The sequence below is a fragment of the Natrinema salinisoli genome (assembly GCF_020405205.1).
In the GTDB taxonomy this organism is placed as follows: Archaea; Halobacteriota; Halobacteria; order Halobacteriales; family Natrialbaceae; genus Natrinema; species Natrinema salinisoli.
Genome location: NZ_CP084469.1, coordinates 3,042,045 through 3,067,691, shown reverse-complemented (window position 1 = coordinate 3,067,691; position 25,647 = coordinate 3,042,045). Strand labels below are relative to the sequence as shown.

23 protein-coding genes are annotated in these 25,647 nt (G+C 65.9%); 13 read left to right on the top strand and 10 right to left on the bottom strand.

Annotation, left to right across the window (positions count from 1 at the left end):
* Window positions 1-182 precede the first annotated feature (182 nt).
* A complete protein-coding gene (locus tag LDB05_RS15100) occupies window positions 183-620 on the bottom strand; it encodes a hypothetical protein (RefSeq protein ID WP_226004818.1) in 438 nt (145 codons plus the stop codon).
* A 205-nt stretch (window positions 621-825) separates the two neighbouring features.
* Here LDB05_RS15100 and LDB05_RS15095 point away from each other — a divergent pair, with 205 nt between their 5' ends.
* The 3 genes from LDB05_RS15095 (at window position 826) to LDB05_RS15085 (ending at window position 4,261) form a co-directional block, all read left to right on the top strand.
* Window positions 826-2,004 carry an aspartate kinase gene (locus LDB05_RS15095; protein WP_226004817.1) on the top strand — a complete coding sequence of 393 codons (1,179 nt, stop codon included), beginning with the start codon at window positions 826-828 and terminating at the stop codon, window positions 2,002-2,004.
* Between the two features lie 158 nt (window positions 2,005-2,162).
* Window positions 2,163-2,678, top strand: a complete 516-nt coding sequence (locus LDB05_RS15090; protein WP_226004816.1) for a hypothetical protein — start codon at window positions 2,163-2,165, stop codon at window positions 2,676-2,678.
* A gap of 203 nt (window positions 2,679-2,881) precedes the next feature.
* On the top strand, window positions 2,882-4,261 hold the full coding sequence (locus LDB05_RS15085; RefSeq protein ID WP_226004815.1) for a tryptophanase: 1,380 nt from the start codon (window positions 2,882-2,884) through the stop codon (window positions 4,259-4,261).
* 27 nt (window positions 4,262-4,288) lie between these two features.
* Here the strand turns inward: LDB05_RS15085 and LDB05_RS15080 are convergent, their stop codons facing one another.
* Entirely contained in the window at window positions 4,289-4,657 is a 369-nt protein-coding gene (locus LDB05_RS15080; RefSeq protein ID WP_226004814.1) for a hypothetical protein, read from the bottom strand.
* Window positions 4,658-4,726: 69 nt separating this feature from the next.
* Window positions 4,727-5,161: a GNAT family N-acetyltransferase gene (locus LDB05_RS15075; RefSeq protein WP_226004813.1), complete on the bottom strand. Its 435-nt coding sequence runs from the start codon at window positions 5,159-5,161 to the stop codon at window positions 4,727-4,729.
* Between the two features lie 316 nt (window positions 5,162-5,477).
* On the opposite strand from LDB05_RS15075, the gene solA reads away from it, so the two are divergent.
* Window positions 5,478-6,623: an N-methyl-L-tryptophan oxidase gene (solA, locus tag LDB05_RS15070; protein ID WP_226004812.1), complete on the top strand. Its 1,146-nt coding sequence runs from the start codon at window positions 5,478-5,480 to the stop codon at window positions 6,621-6,623.
* A gap of 45 nt (window positions 6,624-6,668) precedes the next feature.
* Here solA and samp2 read toward each other — a convergent pair whose 3' ends face one another.
* Window positions 6,669-6,920, bottom strand: coding sequence for a ubiquitin-like small modifier protein SAMP2 (gene samp2 / locus LDB05_RS15065; RefSeq protein WP_226004811.1), 252 nt, complete (start codon window positions 6,918-6,920; stop codon window positions 6,669-6,671).
* A 43-nt stretch (window positions 6,921-6,963) separates the two neighbouring features.
* On the bottom strand, window positions 6,964-8,064 hold the full coding sequence (locus tag LDB05_RS15060; protein WP_226004810.1) for a bactofilin family protein: 1,101 nt from the start codon (window positions 8,062-8,064) through the stop codon (window positions 6,964-6,966).
* Window positions 8,065-8,252: 188 nt separating this feature from the next.
* On the opposite strand from LDB05_RS15060, the gene LDB05_RS15055 reads away from it, so the two are divergent.
* Complete coding sequence (locus tag LDB05_RS15055; protein WP_226004809.1) at window positions 8,253-9,245, top strand: replication factor C small subunit; 993 nt, start codon at window positions 8,253-8,255, stop codon at window positions 9,243-9,245.
* Window positions 9,246-9,258: 13 nt separating this feature from the next.
* Here the strand turns inward: LDB05_RS15055 and LDB05_RS15050 are convergent, their stop codons facing one another.
* Window positions 9,259-11,406, bottom strand: coding sequence for a GAF domain-containing protein (locus LDB05_RS15050; RefSeq protein ID WP_226004808.1), 2,148 nt, complete (start codon window positions 11,404-11,406; stop codon window positions 9,259-9,261).
* A gap of 289 nt (window positions 11,407-11,695) precedes the next feature.
* Between LDB05_RS15050 and alaS the strand changes: the two genes are divergently transcribed.
* The 4 genes from alaS to LDB05_RS15030 all read left to right on the top strand — a co-directional run bounded on the left by alaS (window position 11,696) and on the right by LDB05_RS15030 (window position 17,806).
* Entirely contained in the window at window positions 11,696-14,473 is a 2,778-nt protein-coding gene (alaS, locus tag LDB05_RS15045; protein ID WP_226004807.1) for an alanine--tRNA ligase, read from the top strand.
* 81 nt (window positions 14,474-14,554) lie between these two features.
* Window positions 14,555-15,340 carry an alpha/beta fold hydrolase gene (locus LDB05_RS15040; protein WP_226004806.1) on the top strand — a complete coding sequence of 262 codons (786 nt, stop codon included), beginning with the start codon at window positions 14,555-14,557 and terminating at the stop codon, window positions 15,338-15,340.
* A 344-nt stretch (window positions 15,341-15,684) separates the two neighbouring features.
* On the top strand, window positions 15,685-16,947 hold the full coding sequence (locus LDB05_RS15035) for an AMP-binding protein (RefSeq protein WP_226004805.1): 1,263 nt from the start codon (window positions 15,685-15,687) through the stop codon (window positions 16,945-16,947).
* A 133-nt stretch (window positions 16,948-17,080) separates the two neighbouring features.
* Window positions 17,081-17,806 carry a type 1 glutamine amidotransferase gene (locus LDB05_RS15030; protein ID WP_226004804.1) on the top strand — a complete coding sequence of 242 codons (726 nt, stop codon included), beginning with the start codon at window positions 17,081-17,083 and terminating at the stop codon, window positions 17,804-17,806.
* Window positions 17,807-18,186: 380 nt separating this feature from the next.
* Here LDB05_RS15030 and LDB05_RS15025 read toward each other — a convergent pair whose 3' ends face one another.
* Complete coding sequence (locus tag LDB05_RS15025; RefSeq protein WP_226004803.1) at window positions 18,187-20,373, bottom strand: (Fe-S)-binding protein; 2,187 nt, start codon at window positions 20,371-20,373, stop codon at window positions 18,187-18,189.
* 181 nt (window positions 20,374-20,554) lie between these two features.
* On the opposite strand from LDB05_RS15025, the gene LDB05_RS15020 reads away from it, so the two are divergent.
* From LDB05_RS15020 to LDB05_RS15010, 3 genes are all read left to right on the top strand, one after another.
* Window positions 20,555-21,145 (top strand): conditioned medium-induced protein 4, encoded by a 591-nt coding sequence (locus LDB05_RS15020; protein ID WP_226004802.1) that lies wholly within the window; start codon window positions 20,555-20,557, stop codon window positions 21,143-21,145.
* A 90-nt stretch (window positions 21,146-21,235) separates the two neighbouring features.
* Window positions 21,236-21,487: a hypothetical protein gene (locus tag LDB05_RS15015; RefSeq protein WP_226004801.1), complete on the top strand. Its 252-nt coding sequence runs from the start codon at window positions 21,236-21,238 to the stop codon at window positions 21,485-21,487.
* A gap of 44 nt (window positions 21,488-21,531) precedes the next feature.
* Complete coding sequence (locus LDB05_RS15010) at window positions 21,532-22,218, top strand: CRISPR-associated protein Cas4 (protein WP_226004800.1); 687 nt, start codon at window positions 21,532-21,534, stop codon at window positions 22,216-22,218.
* Between the two features lie 403 nt (window positions 22,219-22,621).
* Here LDB05_RS15010 and LDB05_RS15005 read toward each other — a convergent pair whose 3' ends face one another.
* The 3 genes from LDB05_RS15005 to LDB05_RS14995 are packed head-to-tail and all read right to left on the bottom strand — an operon-like array spanning window position 22,622 to window position 24,127.
* Complete coding sequence (locus tag LDB05_RS15005; RefSeq protein WP_226004799.1) at window positions 22,622-23,251, bottom strand: L-threonylcarbamoyladenylate synthase; 630 nt, start codon at window positions 23,249-23,251, stop codon at window positions 22,622-22,624.
* A 58-nt stretch (window positions 23,252-23,309) separates the two neighbouring features.
* Window positions 23,310-23,825 (bottom strand): redoxin domain-containing protein, encoded by a 516-nt coding sequence (locus LDB05_RS15000; RefSeq protein WP_226007919.1) that lies wholly within the window; start codon window positions 23,823-23,825, stop codon window positions 23,310-23,312.
* Window positions 23,822-24,127: a glutaredoxin family protein gene (locus LDB05_RS14995; RefSeq protein ID WP_226004798.1), complete on the bottom strand. Its 306-nt coding sequence runs from the start codon at window positions 24,125-24,127 to the stop codon at window positions 23,822-23,824. Before LDB05_RS14995 ends, LDB05_RS15000 begins: the two co-directional genes overlap by 4 nt.
* 111 nt (window positions 24,128-24,238) lie before the next feature.
* On the opposite strand from LDB05_RS14995, the gene LDB05_RS14990 reads away from it, so the two are divergent.
* On the top strand, window positions 24,239-25,645 hold the full coding sequence (locus LDB05_RS14990) for a hemolysin family protein (RefSeq protein ID WP_226004797.1): 1,407 nt from the start codon (window positions 24,239-24,241) through the stop codon (window positions 25,643-25,645).
* Window positions 25,646-25,647 lie beyond the last annotated feature (2 nt).

The window sequence follows — 25,647 nt, the reverse complement described above, 5'->3', positions numbered from 1 at the left end:
CACCACCGGAGGCACCGTTGACGGCAATAATTGCTTCGGATGGTTACGGAACTGATACGTTGATACAAAGGAGAGATCGCCCGCAACTGGTACCCGACGCTGTCTCCGGGGATCGGGTTCGAAAACGCTGATCGGACCGGCCGAATTCGTTCGATGCCGATGGCCGGCGTCAGTGAGGGACGCTACGGCTCGAGCCGAAACCGGACCGTCGGGGAGCCGTCGAACCGCGGGCCGCGGCCGCGTCGATCGAAGCCGAGGTCCTCGGCAGCGGTTTCGATGGAGTCGGCGTCCTGTGCCGCCAGGACTTCGACGGCCATCGACTCGCGCTCGGCGAAGCGGACCGGTTCGGCCAGCAGCCGCTTGCAGGCTTCCCTCGTCCCGTCGAGCTGGGTGACGTGGACGGTATCCTCCCGCGCGTCGAAGCTGATGAACCCCAGCAGGTCCTCGGGATCGGAGCCGTCGTACTGCGACCCGGAGACGTCCGCGTTGGGATCGTGGCTCCCGTTCTCGGCGACGCGCACCGTCCGGTCGTGGACGAGATTCCGCATCACGTCGGTCGGGGAGTCCGCGATCGACGCGAGCGCGTCTGCGTCGGCCTCGAGTGCGTCCCGTACGTTCATCGACGGATGGTAATGCTGCCCACGATTATAAATCCCAGTCGCGGCGCACCGCCCCGAACGAGTCGATCCCGTCCGCTGGGGTCGGACTCGCCCCGTCCGACCCGGATAAAAACGCGGACGATGGGACACAGTTATCTGCGCGCTCTGGTTACGAACGCAGTATGAGCCACACCACCGTAACGCACGCAGCCCGTGAGGTGTCAGTATGCGCGTCGTAGCGAAGTTCGGCGGGACGAGCCTGGGAAGCGGTGACCGGATCAACCGCGCCGCGGATTCGATCGCCGCGGCCGTCGAGGACGGTCACGAGATCGCCGTCGTCGCCAGCGCGATGGGGTCGACCACCGACGAACTGCTCGACGAAATCAGCTTCGAGACCGACGAAGCCGACCGCGCTCAGATCGTCAGCATGGGCGAGCGGACGTCCGTCCGCATGCTCAAGGCCGCGCTGTCGGCCCGCGGAATCGATGCGATCTTCCTCGAGCCCGGCAGCGAGCGGTGGCCCGTCGTCACCGACGAGTACGGCGAGGTCAACGTCGAAGAAACGCAGAAACGCGCCCAGGAGGTCGCAGCGGATCTCGACGGCACGGTGCCCGTCATCACCGGCTTCCTCGCCGAGGGGCCGGACGGCTCGATCACGACGCTGGGTCGCGGTGGCAGCGACACGACGGCGGTCATGATGGGCAAGTACATGGACGCCGACGAGGTCGTCATCGTGACCGACGTCGAGGGCGTCATGACCGGCGATCCACACGTCGTCGAAGGCGCGCGAAACGTCGGCGAGATCTCCGTCGACGAACTCCGAAACCTCTCGTTCCGCGGGGCCGAGGTCGTCGCCCCCTCCGCGCTGTCCTACAAGGGCGGCAATCTGGACGTTCGCGTCGTCCACTACCAGCACGGGGACCTCCTGTCGGGCGGGACGAGCATCGAAGGCGAGTTCAGGAACCTCGTGGACCTTCGCGAGCGACCGCTGGCCTGCCTGACCGTCGCCGGCCGAGCGATCCGCAACGAGCCCGGCGTCTTCAACCACCTCTCGGAGGCGCTCGCCGAGAGCGACGTCAACGTCGACGCCGTCGCCAGCGGCATGGACACGATCACCTTCTACATCGACGAGGAGGAGGCCGAGCGAGCCGAGAACATCCTCCACCGGGAGGTCATCGCCCGCGACGCACTCTCGAGCGTCACCGTCGACTCGCCGATCGCGGTCATCCGGGTCACCGGCGGTGAACTCCCCAATCAGCCCGGGATCATCAGCGAGATCGTCAATCCGCTCGCCGAGGCCCGAATCCACCTGCAGGACATCATCACGAGCGCGACCAGCGTCGCGCTGTTCGTCGACTGGGACGACCGCGAGGAAACTCTCGAGCTGACGCAGGACCTGTTCTAGCCCGAGCGATCGCCGCGCTCGACCGCGTTCTACCCCGGTATCGATGCTGCGTTTCGATCGACCGATCCGACGTGAACGACGCATTAACGGCGGCGTCGAGATCCTCGTTCCGCGGTAATGACATCGTAACGAAGGCGGACCGGAGTGGCGGCGCAGTCATGAGCACCGATTCGACCGTCACGGAGGTTTTCGAGGACGTCGAGGCCGATCCGGACGCGATCCTCGAGGCGTGCGGCGCGGAGACGCCGGCCGAACTCGTCGAAAGCGGCGGGAAGCACGAGGCGGCGCCCGACGAGATCAGCGACGCGACCGCTGCAGAGTTGTTCGCCGATCTCGGAGACGAGATGGCGGACTCGAACCGTGAGACCGCTCTCGAGACCGAGTTCGTCGGGGATGCGGACGTGACCGTCCGGGACGACGGCGACGCGATCGACGCCACCGCGGCCGAACTCGATGCGCTCACCGCGACTGATCCGACCCTCGACTGGCCGACTGCTGCCGATGATCCCGTCGAAACTCCCGCGTCCACCGATTCGGTCTCGAGCGACGACGCCTCGTTCGACACGCTCGTTCTCCGCGACGGCGGGACCGACGGGCTGGAACTCGTCGGCGATCCGACGACGACGCGGGTGGCCGACGATGCCTTCGGCACTGCCGGGTCCGACGCGTACTGATTCTCGACGGACCGACCGAGTCCGATCGCACTGTCGTCGTCGATCCCGTCAGCAGTGCATCCGTCGATTTCGTAGTCGCATCCATCGACGTCCCGTCGGTTCCGTCCATCGATGCGCCGATCCGTTCGGAAGGGCATGCCTCGAGCCATCGACGATCACAAGACGCCAGCTAGACTGAACACGCGCGGCGGTGTCGAACGGCCATGGTCGCATACAAGTCGAAAGTCGTCGAGCGGATTCAGTTGCCATCGAGGGAACGGCGAACGGCGGCGCTCGAGGAGGCCGGGTACAACGTGTTCGATCTCTCCGCTGACGAGGTCTTCATTGATTTGTTGACCGACAGCGGCACGGGTGCGATGAGTGACGACCAGTGGGCCGCGCTCTTGCGAGGCGACGAAGCGTACGCCGGCTCGTCGAGCTTCGATCGCCTGGAATCCGCGGTCGCGGACGTGATGGGATTCGAGCACGTGGTGCCGACCCACCAGGGCCGCGGCGCGGAGAACGTTCTCTACGGGGCGCTGCTCTCCGAGGGCGACGTCGCGCTCAATAACACCCACTTCGATACGACGCGAGCGCACGTCTCGAATCAGGGTGCAGATCCGGTCGACTGTCCGGTTCCGTCGGCCCACGACCCGGAGGCGGACGAGCCGTTCAAGGGGAACTTCTCGCTCGAGCGGGCGCGAGCGGCCGTCGACGAGGTCGGCGCGGACCGCGTCCCGCTGGTGATCCTGACGGTCACGAACAATTCGGCGGCGGGCCAGCCGGTCAGCGTCGAAAACACCCGTCGCGTCCGCGCGTTCGCCGACGAGATCGATGCCGCGTTCGTGATCGACGCCTGCCGGTTCGCGGAGAACGCCTACTTCGTGACCCGGCGCGAGGACGAGTTCGCCGAGGCGACGGTCGCCGAGGTAGCCCGCGAGCAACTCGGCTCCGCCGACGCGCTCGTCATGAGCGGGAAGAAAGACGGGCTGGTGAACGTCGGCGGCTTCGTCGCGAGCGACGACGAGGCCCTCTTCGAGCGGTGCAAACAGCGTGCCATCCTCTACGAGGGCTTTCCCACGTACGGCGGGATGGCCGGCCGAGACGTCGCCGCGATGGCCGTCGGCCTGCGCGAGGCCGTCGAGGAAGCGTATATCGAAGACCGAGTCGAACAGGTCCGCGAACTCGGCGCGATGCTCGAGGAAGCCGGCCTTCCGGTGTACGAACCGGTCGGCGGCCACGCTGTCTACCTCGACGCCGGGGCGGCGTTCCCGGGGATTCCGGCCGACGAGTTTCCGGGGCAGGCGCTGGTCTGCGAACTGTACCGAGAGGGCGGAGTCAGGGGCGTCGAACTCGGGAGCTTCGCGTTCCCCGAGACCGACCGCCCGGAACTGGTCCGGCTCGCGGTTCCGCGCCGGACCTACCACCGGGAGCACTTCGAGCACGTCGTCGAGACGGCTAGGGCCGTCCTCGAGCGCCGCGAGGAGGTGTCCGGCCTCGAGATCGTTTCCAACCCCGCGGTTCCGGAGCTCCGTCACTTTTCCGCGGCGCTCGAACCGGTTTCTGCCGACCCGCCGATCGCCGTCGATGGGGGGTCGGAGTGAGAAGAACGCGACCGACGGCGGGTGCGGTTACCGACTCGAGACGACGCGTCGAGCCCGGTCGCGAAGCCGCGGCTCGGGTTCGGGCTCCGATCGGCGTCCGAGTTGTCGTTTCGCGAGCTGCTGGAGTCCGTTCGACGCGGCTTCGGAGGTCACCATCTCGGCCGCCCAGTCCGGGAGCTGGGACTCGAGCTCCTGCCGTTTCTGTGCCTTCATTCTGCTGAATCGGCGCAGCAACAGACCGACGCCGAGGAACAATCCGGCGTCCATCAGCTCGCGTCGGAACCGGTCCCGGTCCTTGCGGACCGCGATCGCTTTCACGAGCGAAAGCGCACCGATCGCCAGATAGACCTTCGAGCTCTTCGACGGATCGCCGCTGAGCATCCGTTGGAGTACCATGCGAGGGCACGTACCACGTTCCGTTTGATAAAACTGCGCTGGCAGGAGACGGGTTCCTGTGGGTTCCTGTCAGATTCGGTCGGCCGTTACCGCCACCCCGCGGTGGCGCTGTTCGTCGATCGGCTCGATCGAAAAGCCGAGCCGCTCGTAGAACGGTCGGACGCCGTCGTCGAACCGTGCCGTGAGCCGCCCCTCCCGCTCGAGCGCGCGTTCGATCAGCGCCGAGCCGATCCCCCGACCCCGGTGGCGTCGGCGGACGCCGATGGCCGCGACGTGGGCACCCTCCTCGCTCCCGATCGGCTCGAGAACGGTCGTCCCGAGGATCCGTTCTCGGTCCGTCGAATCGGCGGCGTCGGCGTCCGTCGATCCGCCCTGCCGATCGCCCGCAACGAAGACGTCCGTGGCGTCGATTCGCCGTTCCACGTCGCCCGGCTCGAGCATCGCCCCGTCGAGGATGCGCCGGACCTCGAGGGCGTCGTCGAGGGTGGCGGTACGGACGAACATTCGTCAGGAGCATCGGTCGCCGCGGGCTAACAACGCGTCGATTCCGGGACGATCGAGCGGGATCGGTCTCGGACCGCCGCTCGGTATGTCCGACTCGCGGACGTGGTCGGTCATATCCGGACTACCGCGTCGACCGGGAAAGCGGCTGGGCTTTCACTGACCCGATGGCCGCCGCAACACCGTTTCGGGACGGGAGGAACGCCCTCGGCGCAGATCGCTCACACATTCCGGAGATCCGAGCCGAGCTGCTATCCGTTTCGAGACGGGGACGAGACGGACGAACACTCAAGAGTCGCGTCGTTGAATCGGGCTGTAGATGAGCACGAGCGGAGATCGATACGACGTCCTCGTGATCGGCGTCGGCGGGATGGGCAGCGCGACGACCGCCCACCTCGCCGATCGCGGACTCGACGTGCTCGGACTCGAGCGCTACGACGTCCCCCACGCGAAGGGATCGTCACACGGTATCACGCGGATCATCCGGCGAGCCTACTACGAGCATCCGTCCTACATTCCGCTCCTGAAACGGGCCTACGATCTCTGGGACGACCTCGCGGCCGAGACCGACCGCGAGGTGATTCACCGGACGGGGTCGATCGACGCCGGTCCCGCGGAGAGCGCCGTCTTCGAGGGGTCGCTGCGCTCCTGCGAAGCGCACGATATTCCCCACGAGGTACTGACGAGCGAGCAGCTGTCCGAGCGGTTCCCGGGCTATCAGCTCCCGGAGGGGTACAGAGCGCTGTACCAGCCCGACGGCGGCTTCGTCGTCCCCGAACAGTCGATCGTCGGTCACGTCGAAACGGCCCAGGCGGCCGGCGCCGAAATACGCGCCCGCGAACGGGTTTTGGAGTGGGAACCGACCTCGGACGGCGGCGTTCGGGTCGAGACCGACCGCGGAACCTACGACGCCGCGAACATGATCCTCGCCGCCGGTGCCTGGAACCACACGTTCGCTGACGCGCTCGAGGGGCTCGCGGTCCCCGAACGGCAAGTACTCGGCTGGTTCCAGCCCGAACAACCGTCGACGTTCGAACCCGAGAAGTTCCCGGTCTGGAACCTGAAGGTACCCGAAGGACGGTTCTACGGGCTGCCGATTTACGACGTGCCGGGATTCAAGATCGGCAAGTACCACCACCGCGACGAGCAGGTCGATCCGGACGACTACGACACCGAACCCGGCCTCGAGGACGAGCGGCTCCTCCGCGACGCCACGGCGAACTACTTCCCCGACGCGGCGGGACCGACGATGCGCCTCGCGACCTGCATGTTCACGAACTCCCCGGACGAGCACTTCATCCTCGATACGCTCCCCGACCACCCGCAGGTGGCCGTCGGAGCCGGCTTCTCGGGCCACGGCTTCAAGTTCGCCAGCGTCATCGGCGAGATCCTCGCCGACCTCGCGGTCGACGGCGAGACGGACCATCCCATCGATATGTTTCGACTCGATCGGTTCGACGAGTAATCGTCCGTCAGCTAGTACCCAGGTGGGTCCGTTTCGGGAGCGCAGTTACCCGCCCTTGATCAGTCGTAACACCGTCACGTGGTCGCTCTCGACCGGCTGATCCTCGGGGACCGGGCGACCGTCGACGAGGACGCTCACCTCGTGGGGGCTCAAATCGACCTCGCGGAGCAGGTCCGCGTACGTCGGCGGCGCGTCGGCGGTATCGGAATTCGTTGCGGACCCGTCTCCGGCCCCCGCCACCGCCTCGAGCTCGAGTTCGTAGGTGTCCTCGCCTTTGACGTCGACGGTGACGTGCATACCTCGAGTTACGAGGCGACGGCCTTGAGCGCGTCGCTCGCGGTCAGTCGGCGGTCGGTTCGTCGGTGCCGGGCCCGACGCGGCGGTCGCGATCTCGACCGCGGGCGGTTCGCCAGTGGCCGACTAGCCCGCGAACGAGCGCGCCGAGTCCCAGCAGCAGGACGAGCAGGTTGATCGCCTCGCCGACGATCGGGATCGGAAGCCGGGAGAGGAGCGCGCCGGCGACCAGTCCGACGACGAGTGCGAGCCACCGATTGCCGAGCCCGACCAGCGAGAGGAGCCACGCGGCGACGGCGAAGCGGCCGTAGATCGTCCCGATCCACAGCAGCAGGCCGAAGACGAAGCCGCCGATCATCGACAGCGGGATGCCGACGACGGTGATCGCGAGCGCGATCAGGAGCACGGGAATCCCGACGAGGACCCCGAGTCCGACGAGTCCGGAGCGGAGCGGCCCCGATGCGACGCGGTCGGCGACTCCCGCCGAGAAGCGGGGGAACAGCGCGAGCAACAGGGCACCGACCAGTAGATTCAGCGCGAGGACGTACGCGGTGAACAGCCACGACGCGAAGGGTTGGATCGTCGGCGCGACGTCGACTCCCAGCGACGGGTCCTCCTGAATCTCGCCGGCGACCGCGTCGGTGTTCCCCTCGAGGTCGCCGTCGTACCGCAGATCGCCCGCGATACTGGCCGTCTCGCCCAGTCGAATCGTCTCCGCACCGATTTCGGCGTCGCCCTCGATCGTGCCGTCGATCGTCGCACTCCCGACGCCGGCCATGAGGGTGCCGCCGACGGTGCCGCTTTCGGCGACGGTGAGGCTTCCCGCTCCGACGTTGACGTCACCGTCGACGGTCCCCGCGATCGTCACGCTCCCGCCGGCGGCGTCGATATCTCCGCCGACCGAACCGGTCTGTTCGATCCGCACGTCGCCCCCGACGGCGCTGACGTCGCCCGTCACCGTGCCGCGGACGACGACGCTCCCGCCGAACGCCTCGAGGCTGTCGACCGTTTCGCCTTCGTCGACGACGACCGTGCCGCCGGTCTGGCCGTCAGTCTGGCCGGCGACCGTCGCGGGGACGGTCCCGCAGACGACGAGTGCGACCAGCACGACGACGACGAGCCGCGATACCGTATCGATCCCTTCCATCACGAGGCGGTCTACCTCGAGCAGGCAGTAATAATTGTTACGCAGATATCAGGATTCGTAGCGGTCGCGGATCGCGATGTCGGTGTCGCGGCTAGCGGTCGCCGCTACGGCCGTCCGACGCCGCCTCGTCGATCGCGCTCGAGAACCACCTTCGGTCGTTTTATCTTGCGGCCCCACTTTCGACCGGTATGAGCGAGGCCGACGCCGAGGCGGCGGAGCCCACACCCGGGAAGACCGAAGTCTGGATCGAGAAGTACCGCCCGGAGCGACTCGACGACATCAAGGGCCACACGGACATCGTTCCGCGGCTCAAAAACTACGTCGAGCAGGACGATCTCCCGCATCTCATGTTCGCGGGGCCGGCCGGTACTGGGAAGACCACTGCTGCACAGGCGATCGCTCGAGAAGTCTACGACGACGACTGGCGGGAGAACTTCCTCGAGCTCAACGCTTCCGACCAGCGCGGGATCGACGTCGTCCGCGATCGGATCAAGGACTTCGCGCGCTCGAGTTTCGGCGGCTACGACCACCGCATCATCTTCCTCGACGAGGCCGACGCGCTGACGTCCGACGCCCAGTCCGCGCTGCGCCGGACGATGGAGCAGTTCTCGAACAACACGCGGTTTATTCTCTCGTGTAACTACTCGAGTCAGATCATCGACCCCATCCAGTCGCGGTGTGCGGTCTTCCGCTTTACCGAACTCACCGAAGACGCCATCGAGGCCCAGGTCCGAGAGATCGCCGCCACCGAGGAGATCGAGGTGACCGACGACGGCGTCGACGCCTTAGTCTACGCGGCCGACGGCGACATGCGGAAAGCCATCAACGCCCTGCAGGCCGCCGCGGTGATGGGAGAAACCGTCGACGAGGAGACGGTGTTCGCGATCACCGCGACTGCCCGCCCCGAGGAAGTCGAGGCGATGGTCGAGCACACCATCGACGGCGACTTCACCGCTGCCCGCGCCGCCCTCGAGGACCTCCTGACCGAACGGGGCCTCGCCGGCGGCGACGTCATCGACCAATTGCACCGCTCCGCCTGGGAGTTCGATATTCCAGAACGGGCGACGGTTCGACTCCTCGAGCGACTCGGGGAGGTCGACTACCGGATCACCGAGGGCGCGAACGAGCGCCTGCAACTCGAGGCGATGTTGGCCTCGCTGGCGCTCGAGGCGGACGCCTGATCGCCGGTCGCAGCTACCCTTCGTTCCCGTTCCTATTCCCGTCGCCAGCGTCGACACCGCGGAACGCGAAGGCGACGCGGTCGTCGTCCTCGGCGACGCCGACGTTCCAGCCGTGGGCGTCGGCGATTCGTTCGACGGTGCCGTGCCCGAACCCGGTGCCGTCGGCCGAGGCCAGTTGCCCGGGGACCGGATCCGTCTCGAGTCCGGTTCTGTTCCCGGTCTCGGCCCCGGGATCCCGTCGCGCGACGTAGAAGCCGTCGTCGGTCGCCCCGACGGTCACGACGGGCGTCGCGTCGCTCTCGGTGCTCGTCTCGCCGTCGGTCCCCGCGTCGGAGCGCTCCGATACGTCGACCGTACTCTGCAACAGGTGTTCGAACAGCTCTCGCAGCTGCGTTTTGTCCGCCTCGAGGACGCGGTCGTTCGCCGCCTGCGTGACGAGCCGCGCGTCGCCGGTATCGACTGCGACCCAGGCCCGGCGCGCGACGTCGTGAATGGCGACGGGTTCGGTCTCGACGAGCGCGTCGTCCCGTCGAGCGATCGCGACCAGTTGGTCGACGACCTCCCGTAATCGTTCCTGCGCGTCGTCGACTTCTTCGAAGTGCTCCCGATCGCCGGTCTCCTCCGCGAGTTCGAGATATCCGCGCGCGACGTTCAGCGGCCCGCGGACGTCCTCGTCGACCATATCGGCGATCGTCTCGAGGCGCGCCCGAGCGGCCGCCAGCTCTCGTTCGCGACGGTTCGCCTCGGTGACGTCGCTATAGATGATCAACCCTTCGGGGTTGTGATCGGCGGTCGTCCCGGCCGCGTCTTCGTCGGGATCCGCATCGACCGGGACCAGCGTCAGCAGGAACTCGCGGATGCCGTCGACGGTTTCCCGGCGACTGACGAGCTGCCGGCGCTCGCCCGCCCGCAGCGACTCGAGCAGCGTGGCCCGTCGTTGCTCGAGTCCGGGCGGGACGGTGTCTTCGTCGACGGGGTCGCCGACGATCGTCTCGGCGTCGGTGCCGAAGACCTCGGTGAACGTGTCGTTGACGTCCCGAACGATCGGCCGTCCGTCGTCGACCTCGTATCTGACCGTCGGTTCCGGAACGTTCGCGAACAGGGCGCGAGAGCGGTCGCGTTCGTCCGCGAGCCGATCGCGTTCCTCCCGCAGTCGGTCCCGTTCCCGGCGCAGTCGCTCTCGCGCCGTATCCCGACTCGCGTCGGCGTCGATCCGCTCGAGGACTGCGGTGACGGAACGACACCACTGCGCGAGCAGGTCGCAGTCGGGCTCGTCGAACGCCGCCGGCTCCTCGGCGGCGAGGTGCAAGATACCGACGTCGCCGACGGGGAAACAATACAGCGATTCGATTCCGTCGAAAGGAGCCGCGAGCCGGTCGTCGGTCGCGACATCGTCGAGGCGGAGCGGCTCTCCCGTCCGGAGGACGTCACCGAGCGGTCCCTCGCGCGACGTCGACTCGAGGTCGTCCTCCCGAACCGCCGTCGTAGTCGCCCGCGGCTCGAACTGCCCGAAGTGAATCGTCGAGAGCCAGCAGTACTCGCACTCGAAGGCGTCGGCCGCGGCGTCGACCACGAGTTCGAAGAGGCGGTCGCGGTCGCGGCAGGCGGCCAGCTCGGGAACCGCCTCGAGGAGTCGGCCGGCACGGGTCGGAGTCGGTGCCGCTCGTTCGCCGGCCATCGCGATCGCACCGGAGTCGGATTCCGCGTTCGTCCCCGCTTCCGCTTTTGTTTCCGTTTCGGTCTCCGAATCGGCACTCTCGGCGCGGTCGACGCCACCGCAGACCCACTCGATCTCGTCTGCGAGATGTTCGACGGCGTCGTCGGTATCGCGACGAACGTAGCCGTCGATACCGTCGGTCGATCGAGCGGCCGTCGGCGCGTACGACGAGTCCGAAAAGAGCACCAGCGGCGTCTCGCCGCAGGCGTCGACCACCTCGAGCAGGTTCGAGCCCGCCGCGGTCGTCGGCGTCTCGGCGAAGACGACGCAGTCGACCCCTTTCGCCCAGTTGCGGACCCGCTCGACGGTCGTCGCCGGCCGTGCCGAGCGGTCGGGCCCCGATTCGACCGCCTCGAGCGCGGCAGCACCGTCGCTGGCCGTCGCCTCGAGATCGGCGACGTAGAGGATCGTTCGCGTCTGTGTGGTCGCTCGGGGGCGGGTCATTGCGTCGGAGTCCGCGCTAGTCTATGTACCGAGAGGTGATTCCACCGTTAAGGATTTACTGGACAGCGTAGTGAATTTTTCAATCGAAAGTAAAGAAAATCCAAGAAATCGGTCGATACCGCGGACGGTCCGAACGGATGCTCGATAGCAGTGGACCGGAGACCGACGCGATACGCCGGCCAGATCGATCGCTGACGGCGGGTCGACCGACGCGCTCGAGCCCCGCCGACCGCGCGTCCGACGGCGGTTGCGGAACTGTTTTACGCGCTGCAGGGCCAATACACGCGTAATGAGCGAACTAGAGGAGGAGTACCGCCTCGAGTACTTCGAGGAGGAAGGATTCGAGCGCAAGGAGTGTCCGGAGTGTGGCGCTCACTTCTGGACGCGCGACGAGAGCAGGGTAACCTGCGGCGAACCGCCCTGCGAGGAGTACGGCTTCATCGACAACTCGGGATTCGACGAGTCGTACGACTTAGCGGAGATGCGCGAGGCCTTTCTCTCTTATTTCGAGGCCAACGAGCACGAGCGTATCGACCCCTATCCGGTCGCGGCGAACCGCTGGCGGGACGACGTCCTGCTGACGCAGGCGTCGATCTACGACTTCCAGCCGCTGGTGACGAGCGGCGAGACGCCGCCCCCGGCGAACCCGCTCTGCGTCTCCCAGCCCTGCATCCGGATGCAGGACATCGACAACGTCGGCAAGACGGGACGGCACACGATGGCCTTCGAGATGATGGCCCACCACGCGTTCAACACGCGCGAGGACGTCGAGGAAGACGAGTACGCCTACCACGGCGAAGTCTACTGGAAGGACAAGACCGTCGAACTTTGCGACGGCTTCTTCGACTCGATGGGCGTCGATCTCGAGGAGGTCATCTACATCGAAGACCCGTGGGTCGGCGGCGGCAACGCCGGCCCCGCCATCGAGGTCATCTACCGCGGCGTCGAACTCGCCACGCTGGTCTTCATGTCCATGGAACAGGACCCGGACGGCGAGTATGAGATGAAAGACGGGAACCGCTACAGCCCGATGGACACCTACATCGTCGACACCGGCTACGGGCTCGAGCGGTGGACCTGGGTCTCCCAGGGCACGCCGACCGTCTACGAGGCGGTCTATCCCGACATGATCGCCTTCCTCAAGGACAACGCGGGTCTCGCGCACACCGACGAGGAGGAGGAGCTGATCCATCGCACCGCGAAACTCGCGGGCCACATGGACATCGACGAGGCCGAGGACATGGAGACCGCCCGCGGCGAGATCGCCGGCGAGCTCGGCGTCGACGCGACGGAACTCGAGGAACTGATGGAGCCCCTCGAGGACATCTACGCGATCGCGGACCACTGCCGCACGCTGGCGTACATGCTCGGGGACGGCATCGTCCCCTCGAACGTCGGCACGGGGTATCTCACGCGGATGGTCCTCCGGCGTACGAAGCGCCTCTGTGACACCGTCGGCGTCGACGCGCCGCTGGACGAACTCGTCGACATGCAGGCCGAGCGACTCGACTACGAGAACCGCGACACCATCCGCGACATCGTCCGCACCGAGGTCGAGAAGTACCGCGAGACGCTCGAGCGGGGCGGCCGCCGAGTCGAGACGCTGGCCGAGGAGTACGCGACGAAAGGCGAGCCGATCCCGACCGACGAACTGATCGAACTCTACGACTCCCACGGCATTCAGCCGGATATGGTCGCGGAAATCGCCGAGGAAACGGGCGCGGACGTCGACATTCCGGACGACTTCTACAGTCTCGTCGCGAAGCGCCACGACACCCCGGAGTCGGTCGCGGAGACGACCGAGGAGGAAGACGAACGGTTCGAAGATCTCCCGGAAACGGAGAAGCTCTACTACGACGACCAGCAGCGAACGCAGTTCGAGGCGGTCGTCCTGGACGTCTTCGAGCGCGAGGAGGGCTACGACGTCGTCCTCGACCAGACGATGTTCTACCCGGAGGGCGGTGGCCAGCCCGCGGACACGGGGACGCTCTCGACCGACGATACGACCGTCGAAGTCGAAGACGTCCAGATCGAGGGCGGCGTCATCTGTCACCGGACCGACGAGGACCCAGGTAAGGGCGAGTTCGTCAACGGACAGGTCGACGGCGGCCGCCGGCGACAGCTCATGCGCCATCACACGGCGACGCACATCGTCATCCACGCCGCGCGGCGGGTACTCGGCGAGCACATCCGACAGGCCGGTGCGCAGAAGGGCGTCGACTCCTCGCGGATCGACGTTCGCCACTACGACCGGATCTCCCGGGAGGACGTCAAGGAGATCGAGTCCCTGGCCAACGAGATCGTGATGGACAACACCGCAGTCAGCCAGGAGTGGCCCGACCGTCACGACGCGGAGGCCGAACACGGCTTCGACCTCTATCAGGGCGGGATCCCGCCGGGCGAACAGATCCGGCTGATCCACGTCGACGAGGACACCCAGGCCTGCGGCGGGACCCACGTCGCTCGGACCGGCGATATCGGGACGATCAAGATCCTCAATACCGAACGCGTCCAGGACGGCGTCGAACGGATCACCTTCGCGGCCGGCGAGGCCGCCATCGAGGCGACGCAAGTCAAAGAGGACGCGCTCTACGAAGCCGCCGAGATCCTCGACGTCTCGCCCGAAGACGTCCCCGAAACCGCCGAACGCTTCTTCGAGGAGTGGAAGGGGCGGGGCAAACAGATCGAGGACCTCAAAGAACAGCTCGCCGCGGCCCGCGCGAGCGGCGGTAGCGGCGGCGAAGAGGTCGACGTCGGCGACGCGACGGCCGTCGTCCAGCGCCTCGACGCCGACATGGACGAACTGCGAGCGACCGCCAACGCCCTCGCCGAGGAGGGCAAGATCGCAGTCATCGGCAGCGGCGAAAGCGGCGCGCAGTTCGTCGTGGCCGTGCCGGACGACGTCGGCGTCAACGCCGGCGAAGTCGTCGGCGAACTCGCGGCGAAGGTCGGCGGCGGCGGCGGCGGCCCGCCGGACTTCGCACAGGGCGGCGGCCCTAACGTCGAGGACCTGGACGACGCGCTCGAGGACGCGCCCGATGTGCTGCGGCAAGTGTTGAACGCCTGATCACCGGCTTGACGCTGCAGACAGCCGTCGGTCGAGTCGAAACCGTCCCCTTCTTTCGGCGTCCGTCTTCTCTGTTCACGTATGCCAACTGCTTCGAACGGATCGGTCTCGCTGTACTACGACCGCGCAGGCCAGGGCGAGCCGGTCGTCTTCGTCCCGGAGGCCGGCCTCGGCGGCTGGCTATGGGGCTGGCAACACGCCGCACTCGCCGGCCCCCACGAGGTCGTCGTCTGGGATCTCCGGGGGACGGGCCGCTCCGACCGACCCGACGGCCCCTACGGCCTCGAGACCCTCGTCGAAGACCTCGAGGCGGTCCTCGCGGACTGCGAGCTTCGTAAGGCCCACCTCGTGGGCTGTGGCCTCGGAGGTGCGCTCGCGCTCGAGGCGGCCCGGACCTCGAGTCGCGTCGAGACGCTGACGCTGTTCGGAACCGCCGCTCGAGGGTCGGCGTTCGACATCGAGCCGTTGTTCGAACCCCCGAACGACCCGGACGCGCTTCGCGACTCGCTCTCGGCGGGGCTCTCCGCGGACTTCCTCGGGGCTCAACCCGACGTTCGCGACGGAATCGTCGAGTGGCGGGCGGACGGCGATGCCGACCGCGAGGGCTGGGATGCACAGACGGCGGCGCTCGAGGGGTTCGACGCGACCGAGTGGCTAGTCGAAGTAACGCAACCGACGCAGGTGATTCACGGGGCTGCGGACGAACTGGTATCCCCTGCTGCCGGCCGGGATCTCGCACGGGGGCTTCCACGAGGGGAGTTTGTCGAACTCGAGGGCGCGGGGCACCTCGCGTTTATCGAGCGCTCGCGGACGGTCAACGATCGGTTGCTCGGGTTTCTCGAGGAGCAACGCACGGACGACGAGTAACGCTGTTCCCGCAAGGGGTGAGAGTCGTGCGATGTCCGGTCCCGAACGCTATCGACGAACCGCGGCACCGGGGAGGACCACGTCCTCCCCAACCGATTCGTTCGCTCGCTTCGCTCACTCACTCATCCCTCGCGGTTTCGAGCCGCGATTCGCCGATAGCTCACGGGTCGCTTTGCTCCCCGTTCGCTTCTCTAGGCCGTCACTTCGTTCGGCCTCGCACGGCTCATCGCGGCACAGCGCGCCAAGCCGGCAATTAATTCGTCTCAGTCCGGCGGATCGGTGAGCACGATCGTTGATTCCCTCTCGTGCTTGCGCCTGACTCCCCGCCTACTACGTGCTCGAGCGTGGGAGTCCTCGCCGTGACACTCTCGCTGGCGCGACGGGCCGAGCAGTTCCCGGATCGGACGGCGGTCATCGACATCTCCGAGCGGCGACTGTACGCGCCGGCGGAGACGATCCACGAGGACCGGGTCTCCTACGGCGAACTGTCGACCATCGCGACGCGGACGGCCGAGCGGCTTTCCACGCTGGATCTCGGCCCCGGAAACACCGTCTGTCTCGTCACGCGAAACCGAGTCGCTGCGCTCGCACTGTTCTTCGCCTGTCGGCGGCTCGGTGCGACGTTCGCCCCGATCTCGCACCTGTTGACGCCGGCGTCCGTCGAGCGCCCCTTCGAGGTCCTTGACCCCGATATCGTCGTCTCCGAGGCTGCCCAACGTGATCTGGTCCGATCGATTCCGTTCGATCGGTCGGTGACGCTCGAGGAGCTGACCGACGCGGATCGCGGTGCCGTCGAATTCGACGAGGCGGCGGCGAACGGCCGGCCACTGCTCGCCCTCCACGGAGACGCCGGTCGGCCCGTCGCCGGCTACGCTGCCGACATCGTCGAGCGAAACTGCATCGCGAGCGTGGTCGCGTGGGGGCTCGCGGCGAACGATACCGTCCCGCTGGTCACACCGCTGTCGGCCGCGGACGGTCTCGTTCGCGTCGCCCTCTCCGTGTTGTACGTCGGCGGCACGCTGCTCCTCGACCGGGCGTTCGATCCCGGAGACGCCGCGACCGCGATCGATCGGGAAGGGGCAACGCTGCTCCCGGGTCGGGAGCGGGCCCTTCGCGATATCGCGGCCGAATCCGGGTTCGGGACCGCCGCCGACTCCCTCGAGCGGGCGATCTGCCAGGTCCCGGTCGACGACGACGTAGTCGCGGCCTACCGCGATCACGGCGTCCCGGTCGCGCGGGTCTACGGCCGTCTCGAGTGTCCGACCGCGCTGAGCCAGCGGTTCGAAATTTCCGGTACGCCGCCCGAAATCGACGTCGACGGTGCGGGGGTCGGTCGGCCGGTACCGGACTGTCGCGCCCGGTTAGTCGACGACGAAGGAGCGGCTCTCGAGGGCGAGGGAGACGGTCGACTCCAGCTCTCGGGACCGGTGGTCGCCGACGGCTACCTGCACGGGACCGGGACAGGGGACGAAAGCTGGTACGAACCGGCTGAAATGGAGAGCGCCGAATACGACGGAAGTAGCGACCGCGGCCAGTTCCTCGACGGGTGGTTCGACACCGGCGAGCGATTCTACCGAGATGAGGACGGGAACTACCACCACCGGTAACGGTCAGACCGGGCGGTTCGATGCCCGTCAGCCGCTCTACTCGAGGTCGGCCCTCCGAACCTACCGTCGTCGGTTTCGGCAATGTCGGCGCGGGGCGGAAGGTCTATTCTTCTCGAGTCGCCACTATGGTGTAATGAGTGAACCCCGTATTGCCGTCCTGAACGCGGCCCATCGGGACGAGAACACGACGCGGAACTTCCGGCGCGAACTCGACGCCTCGCTGGCGGAGTTCGACGCCACCGACGGCACGGTTCCCGACGACTTCGACTACGACGGCGCCGTCGTTACCGGCTCGCGTGCGTCGGTCTACTGGAACGACGACTGGATGCAGCCGGTGGCGGAGTGGGTCGACGAGGCGATCGATCGCGGAATGCCGTTCCTCGGCGTCTGTTGGGGCCACCAGCTGCTGGCCGACGTCCTCGGCGGCACCGTGGCGGACATGGACGTCTACGAGGTCGGCTACAGCGAGATCGAGCACACCGGCGAGTCCCGGCTGTTCGACGGCATCGACGAGACCTTCACCGCCTTCACCAGCCACTCCGACGCGGTCACCGAACTCCCGCCCGAAGCCGAACCCCTCGCCGAAAACGACTACTCGAACCACGGCTTCCGCAGCGACCGCGTGTTCGGCGTCCAGTTCCATCCCGAATACGATATCGAAACCGCTCGCGACCTCGTTCATCGGAAGGAGCTCTCCGACGAGCGCCGCGAGTCCGTGCTCGACGAGATCACGGACGAGAACTACCAAGCGGCCTGCGAGGCGAAGCTGGTCTTCGAGAACTTCCTCGAGTTCGTTCGCGACGTAAAGCGGATCGATACCACTGCTGACGCGTCGGCTTCGGTTGGCCGTTCCGACTAGGGATATCCGCTCGGGCCGTTCGTCTCCCGGCGGTTTCTGACCGTTCGGCGCGAAACTCGACGAAAATAGTTTTACGAAAGAAGTTAGAAGAGTGATATATATTTCCGTCGGTCGAGATCACGGAGACAACGAACGAGCTCCTCGAGGAGCTTCAGGCGGAGATTCGTCTTGAGACCGGACGGACCGTCCCCAAATCGGTAGTACTCGAGCGAATAATTCGAGATGACTACGAGTCGAAAGACGAGATGATTGAAGTATTTCGTGACGATCTGGAATCCTAACCGCACAGTGAATACACGGCTCCGCAACCAGCGCGTCAGGCTGTCGAAGAACGCGATCGAAACGCACGCATCACCGAAATCGAGCCGACCGCGAGTCGATCAGTCCGCCGCGACTTCGACCTGCGCTTCGTCTACCTTCCCGATCGCTTCGACGATGAGTTCGGCGACGTCGACGATCTCGATCTCGTCCTCGTAGCCGCCGGTCTTGCGGCCGTCCTCGTACATCGTCATGCACATCGGACAGGCGACGACGAACTTCTCGACGCCGCTGCCGGCGTCGGTGTCCTCGAGCGCCTCCCGAATCCGTTCCTCGCTGGGTTTGGGCTCTTCCTCGAAGTCCATCCAGAGGCCGCCACCGCCGCCGCCACAGCAGAAGGAGTTGCTGCGGTTGCGGGGCATCTCGTCGAGTTCGCAGCCCGTCGCTTTGATGAGTTCGCGGGGTGCCTCGTACTCGTCGTTGTACCGGCCGAGGTGACACGGGTCGTGGTAGGTGACCGTGTAGTCGAGTTCAGTGCCGTTCAGGTCGAGGGCACCGTCGGTCACGAGTTCCTCGACGGCCTGCGTCCAGTGGAGCACGTCGATCTCGCCGTCCTCGTTCCACTGCTCCTCGTACTCGAAGGGCATCATCGGGTCGTCGGCGAACTCGTCGAAGTTGACCTCCGGATACTCGTTCTTGAAGGTGTTGTAGGAGTGGGGATCGGTACAGACGATTTTGTCGAACTCGCAGTCCTCCCACGTTTCGACGTGGTGGCCGGCCAGTTCGACGTAGAGCAGTTCCTCGCCGACGCGGCGGATGTCGTTGCCGTCGAACTTCTCGTCGTCGAAGAGGATGCCGAAGCTGACGTCGGCCTCCTTGAGGATGGTCGCCAGCGAGCGGGCGACCTGCTTGTTTCGCTCGTCGTAGCTCGGGAAGTCGCCGACGTACCAGAGGTAGTCGACTTCCTCCTCCCGGGCGTCGGTGACGTCGAACTCGAGTTCGTCGGCCCAGTCGCCGCGGTTTCGCGGCGAGTCGCCGAAGGTGTTGCCGTTCTGCATGACGTTCTGGAAGACGTCCTGCATGCTCGAGTCGACGTCTCCCTGGTCGGTCAGCTGGCGATTGAGTCGGGTGAAGCTCTTGAGGTGCTCGATCTCGACGGGGCAGGCGTCCATGCAGGCCATACAGGCCATGCAGGACTCCATCGTCTCCGAATTGATGACGCTCGTGCCGCCGTCGGCGACGATGGGCTGCTCCTCGCCGCCGGCGTCGAGGTCCTCGCGGTAGGACTTGAGGTCGAGGATGACGTCACGTGGATCGAGCGGCCGGTCGGAGGCCTTGGCGGGACAGACGGAGGAACAGCGGCCGCACTTGGTACAGGCGTCCTGGTCGAGGATCTCCTTCCAGGTGAAGTCGTCGATGGACTCGGCGTTGGTCGCGTCCAGATCGGAGGGGACGTTGGGCAGGCGCTGGCCCGCCTTTTCGTCGCGCGTGACGACGTTCGCGAAGGAGGAGATCATGTGGAACGGCTTGGCGTAGGGGATCCACGCGATGAAGAAGAACGCGATCAGCGAGTGGGACCACCACGCGAGCCAGTGGAGGTTCTCGACGTTCAGACCGGCGGTGTTGAACCCGGCCTGTTCGGGACCCAGCGTCGAGAGCCCCATCGCGTCGAAGCCCAGCGCCATGCCGTAGGCGACGAAACTGACGATTTCGTGGTCCGGAATGCCGGCGCTGTAGACGCGCAGCCCCTCGAGCAGGAAGCCGCCGACGCCGAGCGCGAACAGCGTCCAGATGAAAACGTCGTCTTCGTTGGAGGTGTGGCGGCCCCAGAGGCGGTGATTGCGGACCCAGTAGCGGCGGTACATCGCCATCCCGATGCCGACGACGAAGAGCAGGCCCATCGCGTCGACCATGAACTGGTAGGCGAGGTAGAAGTCACCCTCCCAGAAGGAGAAGCCGAGAAGTTTCTGGGCGGCGTACTCGTCGACCATCAGAATGGACGTCGCGATGAAGAGCGTCAGGAATCCCCAGAGAATAAACGAGTGCATGAGGCCGCCGTAGAGGTCCCTGTTGAACTGTTTCTCGTTCGAGAGCACGATCTTGGCGCTGCTAACGATGCGGTCCGGAAGGTCGTCGAGACGGGCGAAGGAATCGTCGTCCCCTTTGGCGTAGCGGGCGAACCGCTGGTAGACGCCGTAGACGAGGACGGCGAGGGCGATAAACGCGAGGAGGTAGAACACCGCGTACTCGACGCTGGTGATCCCCCAGTACGTCTCCCTCGCCACGTCCGACTGTGCTAAACCGTTCATGTCCAATCAGGGGGGTGGCTGTAACTTAATTCTTGCCACACTGCTCGGTAGCACACCCCTCCGCTGTCTTGCGAAAATTATCATCCCGTCCCGAGTTTATAATAGTTGTCCGTGTTCGATTCAGCTGCCCAACGTAATCTGGCAACAGGCTTAAATAGACTCCCGTCTGGAGTGTGCACCCATGAACGAGAAAACCGAAGAACTCCGGGATATCTTCACCGACGTCACCGACGGCGAGGAAACGGTCACCGAATCGCAGGAGAACACCCGCGGCTCGATCGAGCGGGACGAGCGCTCGGACGCGGACCGGCTCGAGAGCGTCGTCCAGCAGATGCGCGAGCGATACGAGTTCGAGACGCCCCTCTCGGACGAGGAGTTGCTCACGGTCGCCAGAGGCTTCTACGACGATCGGAGCGACGAGGAGATCGCCGACGAGCTGGAGGGCGATTCCGATGCGGTCTTCGAGGCCCGAATGGCGCTCCATCTCGTCGGCGAGACCGACGCCGACGAGGTCGACCTCGCAGCGATCCGTGACCGCGAGGAAGACGACGCGACGCTGGCCGCGGAGTACGACGTCAGCGAGGCCCAGATCCGCCGCTACCGCCGCGTCGCCGCGGCGGAGGACCAGTCTCGAGCGGCCAACGACCGCTACCGCGACGAGTTCGACAGCATCCTCGCGGACGCCGATCTCTCCGAGCGCATGACGTCCGATCTCCGCGAGGACGGCCTCGAGGACGCGACGGAGGGTATGGAGACCGAAGTCGACTTCTAAGGCGACGTAACCGCAGTACTCCGGTTTCGGCGGCCGATCCGGTATTGTTCGATAGATTGAAAATTCTCGACGGGAGTGTCGTATAGAGGAATGTACCGTGGATTTCGACTCCTCTCCGCGCTCTTCGAGGCGGTCCTGTTCGGTGGCGCACTGGCGGTCGGCTGTTACGTCGCGATGGGATCCGTCGTCGCAGACGGCGCGCTCGCGCTCACGATCGCCGGTGTCGTCGGCGGACTCACCCTGTGCGTCGTGGCGTCCGTCAGCTATCTCCTGACGATTCGCGACGGAAGGCCGTTCCCGGTGTCCAGGTTCGTGCTCGATGTGTCGATTTGGATCCCGTAGCGGTCCGGCGAGGGTTTATGTACCAAGCCGCGGCCAGACGGCCCGTGACCCGAACGCACGTCTCGTTCAGCGATCTCCGAACTGCCGCGTACTGCCCACGGAAGTGTTACTATCAGCGGCGGCTCCCCGACGAGGATCGCGAACCGCCGCCCGAGATCGAATCGATCCGTTCGCTTGCGACCCGCTACGACGAACTGCTCGCGGCCCCGCCGAGTGCGCTCGAATCCGAACCGATCGCTGTTCCGTCCGTCCGGTACCGCGACCAGCTGGCGGCGACTCGGGACCGACTCACGGACGCGGGCCACTGGGAGCGCCTCCGTAATCCGCGTGAACGCGACGTCCTTGCGACCGGTCGCCACTGTCGCGGGATCGTTCACAAGGTGCTTACCGACCCGCTCGAGCCGGCACTGGTTTCGACCGGCGAACCACCCGAAAACGGCGTCTGGAAGCCCCAGTCGGTTTACGCGGTCGCGGCAGCGAAGGCGCTGGCCTGGGAGCACGAGGAGTCGGTCGATCGAGTCTGGCTCGAGTACCCGGCGTGCGGTGTCATCCGGTCGGTCGACGTGACGACGCGACGGAAAGCGCAGTATCGGAGCGCGCTTCGTTCGGTTCGCGAATTAGACGGGCCGCCGGCGCGGACGACCAATCGCTCGAAGTGCGAGTCCTGCGAGTTCGCCGCGGAGTGCGGGGTCAAAACGCGAACGCTGCGGTCGTTGTTGGGGTTCGGATAGTGACTGCCCGCAGTTCGGCCCCTCTGCTCGAGTTGGGGCCTTCGATGAGGTGTGAATGGAGCAGTGGGTTCTACTGGGAATGTGAGAGATGAAGTGTCCTGCTACCGTGGCAACAGGGAATCGCCACGCCCTCCCCAACCGATTTCTACTCACGGACGCGAAACGTCCGTTCGTATGGTTCGCGGAACCTTCGGTTCCGCGCTAACGCTCGCTCTGCTCACGGTTCCCTTCGGTCACCGTTCGCTTTTCGAGCCGCTCACTACGTTCGCGCCTCGCACCGCTCGCTCATCCCTCGCACGGCTTCGTGCCGCGGTTCGTCACTGACTCACCGCAGCACAGCGCGCGCCACCGCAGATGAGGGTCGGTTCGGCGTGATTCTGTTTTACTCAGGGCTGTCGCGACGTCACGAACCTTCGAGCCAGGCCTCGATCTCGTCGGCTTGCGCCCCGCGGCGGTGGATCGTCTCGCTCGAGACGTCGACGACGGTGCTCTCGGTACCGTCTGTTTCGCCCTCGTCGGACTCCGTCTGACGGGCCGACGAGTCCTGATCGTCGACGTCCTCGAGGACGACCGCAGCTGCCTCGCGAATCTCGGGATCGAGATCCGCAAGCGTTCGCGCGCTGGCCCGGCCGCTGACGTTCGCGCTCGTCGCGGTGATCGGCGTTCCGGCCCGCTCACAGAGTGCGAGCGCGAGATCGTTGTCCGGCACACGGACGCCGACGCGGTCACGACCCGCCGTGAGCACGTCCGGGACGGCGTCCCGGCGACGACAGAGGACCGTCACGGGTCCGGGGAGAAACGTCGCCATGAACCGCCGTTCTCGGTCGGTGGCACGGACGTACTCGAGCGCCGCCGGGACCGACGGCACGGCGAACGAGACCGGCTTCGAGCGGTCGCGTCCCTTCACCTCGAAGACGCGTTCGACGGCACCGGGATCGAGCGCGGCCGCGGCGAGGCCGTAGACGGTTTCTGTGGGGTAGACGACGAGCTCCCCCGAGTCGATCGCGTCGGCTGCGCGGTCGAGATCGCTCATTCGATTCGAACTCGGCCCATATCGGCCAAAAATGTATCGTTCGGGGTTGCTCGACTCGTTACTCGAGGCCGAGTTCCGTCTCGAGTTCGTCGTAGTCGGGGAAGTGGGGCCAGTTGGTGGCGACCCACGCGCCCTCGATCGTGCCGGCGTCGTCGAGCGCGAAGAAGGCGGCGCGGGGTTCGCTGATGCCGGTCATGCCGTCGAGTTCGTGCTCGATCCCGTAGGACTCGGCGACCCGGTTGCTCGGGTCGGCGAAGAACGCGAACGGATAGTCGTTGTCGCCGAGGAAGCGCTTGATGCCGTAGGGCGTCGAGGCGGTGACGCCGACGACTCGGCCCGCGCGCTCGTCCCAGTTTCGCTCCGTCAACTCGTCCCAGATGTACTTCGCGAGGAAGGAGCCGGTCATCGGCGTGAACACGAGGACGGTCGTCCCGTCGCTCTCGCCGACGAGTTCCGACAGCGTCCGGTCCTCCCAGAACTCGTCGGTGACGAGCGGGCGGGTGAACTCGGGGGCCTCCTCGCCGGGCTCGGGATGATCCGTCGGGCCGAGTTCGACGACCTCGAAGTCCATCAGTCGTCACCCCCGGCACCCGCCGCGGCCGCGTCGGGACGGTCGCCCTCGCCGTAGGTCGACTCGAGGTAGTCGACGATGTTGGCGCTTTCCGCCATCGTGACGCCGGTGTTGTCGTCGACGACGACGGGAACCGTTCGGACGCCGGCGACGCGTTTGACGACGTTTCGTTCGGAGTGCATCGGCTCGACGAATCGCGACCGGTACTCGAGATCGTACTCCTTCAACAGTCGGGTGACCCGCTCACAGAACGGACAGCCCTGGAGCCGGTAGAACGTGATCGGTGGATCGGTGGTCTCACTCATGATCAACTGTAGGGGAAACAGTCGGGTAAACGTGTCGTCGGCGGCGGCGATGACCGTTTCCGGTCTAAAATGGGAAACTGTTAACCGATCCAGCCATAAGGCTGTATATCAATGGCGTTGTCTCCGCCCCCTGCGGTCGTGTTGGCTGTTTACGAGGTCCCAGTGGTAGGACTCGAAATCGAGAAATCGATGGTGACGATCCTCGGAGCGGTCGCCCTCGTCGCACTCGTCGGTCTCTCTGCGTTCTTTTCGTCGTCGGAGATCGCGCTGTTTTCCATTCCGAAACACCGCGTCGAGGGGATGGCGGAAGACGGGATCCCCGGCGCGGAGCGCGTGAAAGCGCTGAAGTCGGATCCACACCGGTTGCTCGTGACGATCCTCGTCGGGAACAATATCGTCAACATCGCGATGTCCTCGATCGCGACGGCCATCCTCGGGCTGTATCTCGGTGGTCTGGCGGCCGTGACGGCAGCGACGCTCGGGATCACCGCGATCGTGTTACTGTTCGGAGAGAGCGCGCCCAAGTCCTACGCCGTCGAGAACACCGAATCCTGGTCGATCCGGGTCGCCGGACCACTGAAGATCGCCGAGAAGCTGATGCTCCCGCTCGTGGTTCTCTTCGACTACCTCACTCGCCAGATCAACCGGCTGACCGGCTCGACGGGCGCGATCGAAACCCCCTACGTCACGCGCGACGAGATCCAGGAGATGATCGAGTCCGGCGAGCGCGAAGGGGTGCTCGAGGAGGAGGAACACGAGATGCTTCAGCGGATATTCCGCTTCAACAACACGATCGTCAAGGAGGTCATGACGCCACGGCTGGACATGACGGCCGTCCCGAAGGACGCCGACATCGACGAGGCCATCGAAACCTGCATCCAGAGCGGTCACGCTCGCGTTCCGGTCTACGAGGGGAGCCTCGACAACGTCCAGGGCGTCGTTCACATCCGCGATCTCGTCCGCGATCTCAACTACGGCGAGCCGGTCAACGACGAACTCGAGATCGCGGATCTCATCCAGCCGACGCTGCACGTCCCCGAATCCAAGAACGTCGACGAGTTGCTCGGGGAGATGCGCGAAAACCGGATGCACATGGCGCTCGTCATCGACGAGTTCGGGACGACGGAGGGGCTGGTGACGATGGAGGACATGATCGAGGAGATCGTCGGCGAAATCCTGGAAGGCGGCGAGGATCAGCCCATCGAGGAGATCGACGACGATACGGTCCTCGTCCGCGGCGAGGTCAACATCGAGGACGTCAACGAGGCGCTGGATATCGACCTCCCGGAGGGGCAGGAGTTCGAGACCATCGCCGGCTTCATCTTCAACCGCGCCGGTCGGCTCGTCGAGGAGGGCGAGGAAATCACCTACGACGGCGTCAGAATCACCGTCGAAACCGTCGAAAACACCCGTATCATGAAGGCCCGCCTCAAAAAACTCGAGATGCCGGACGAAGAACCGGACGGGGAGGCCGAAGGAGAGGCCCCACCGATGGAGATCGACGAGAACGACGAATGATC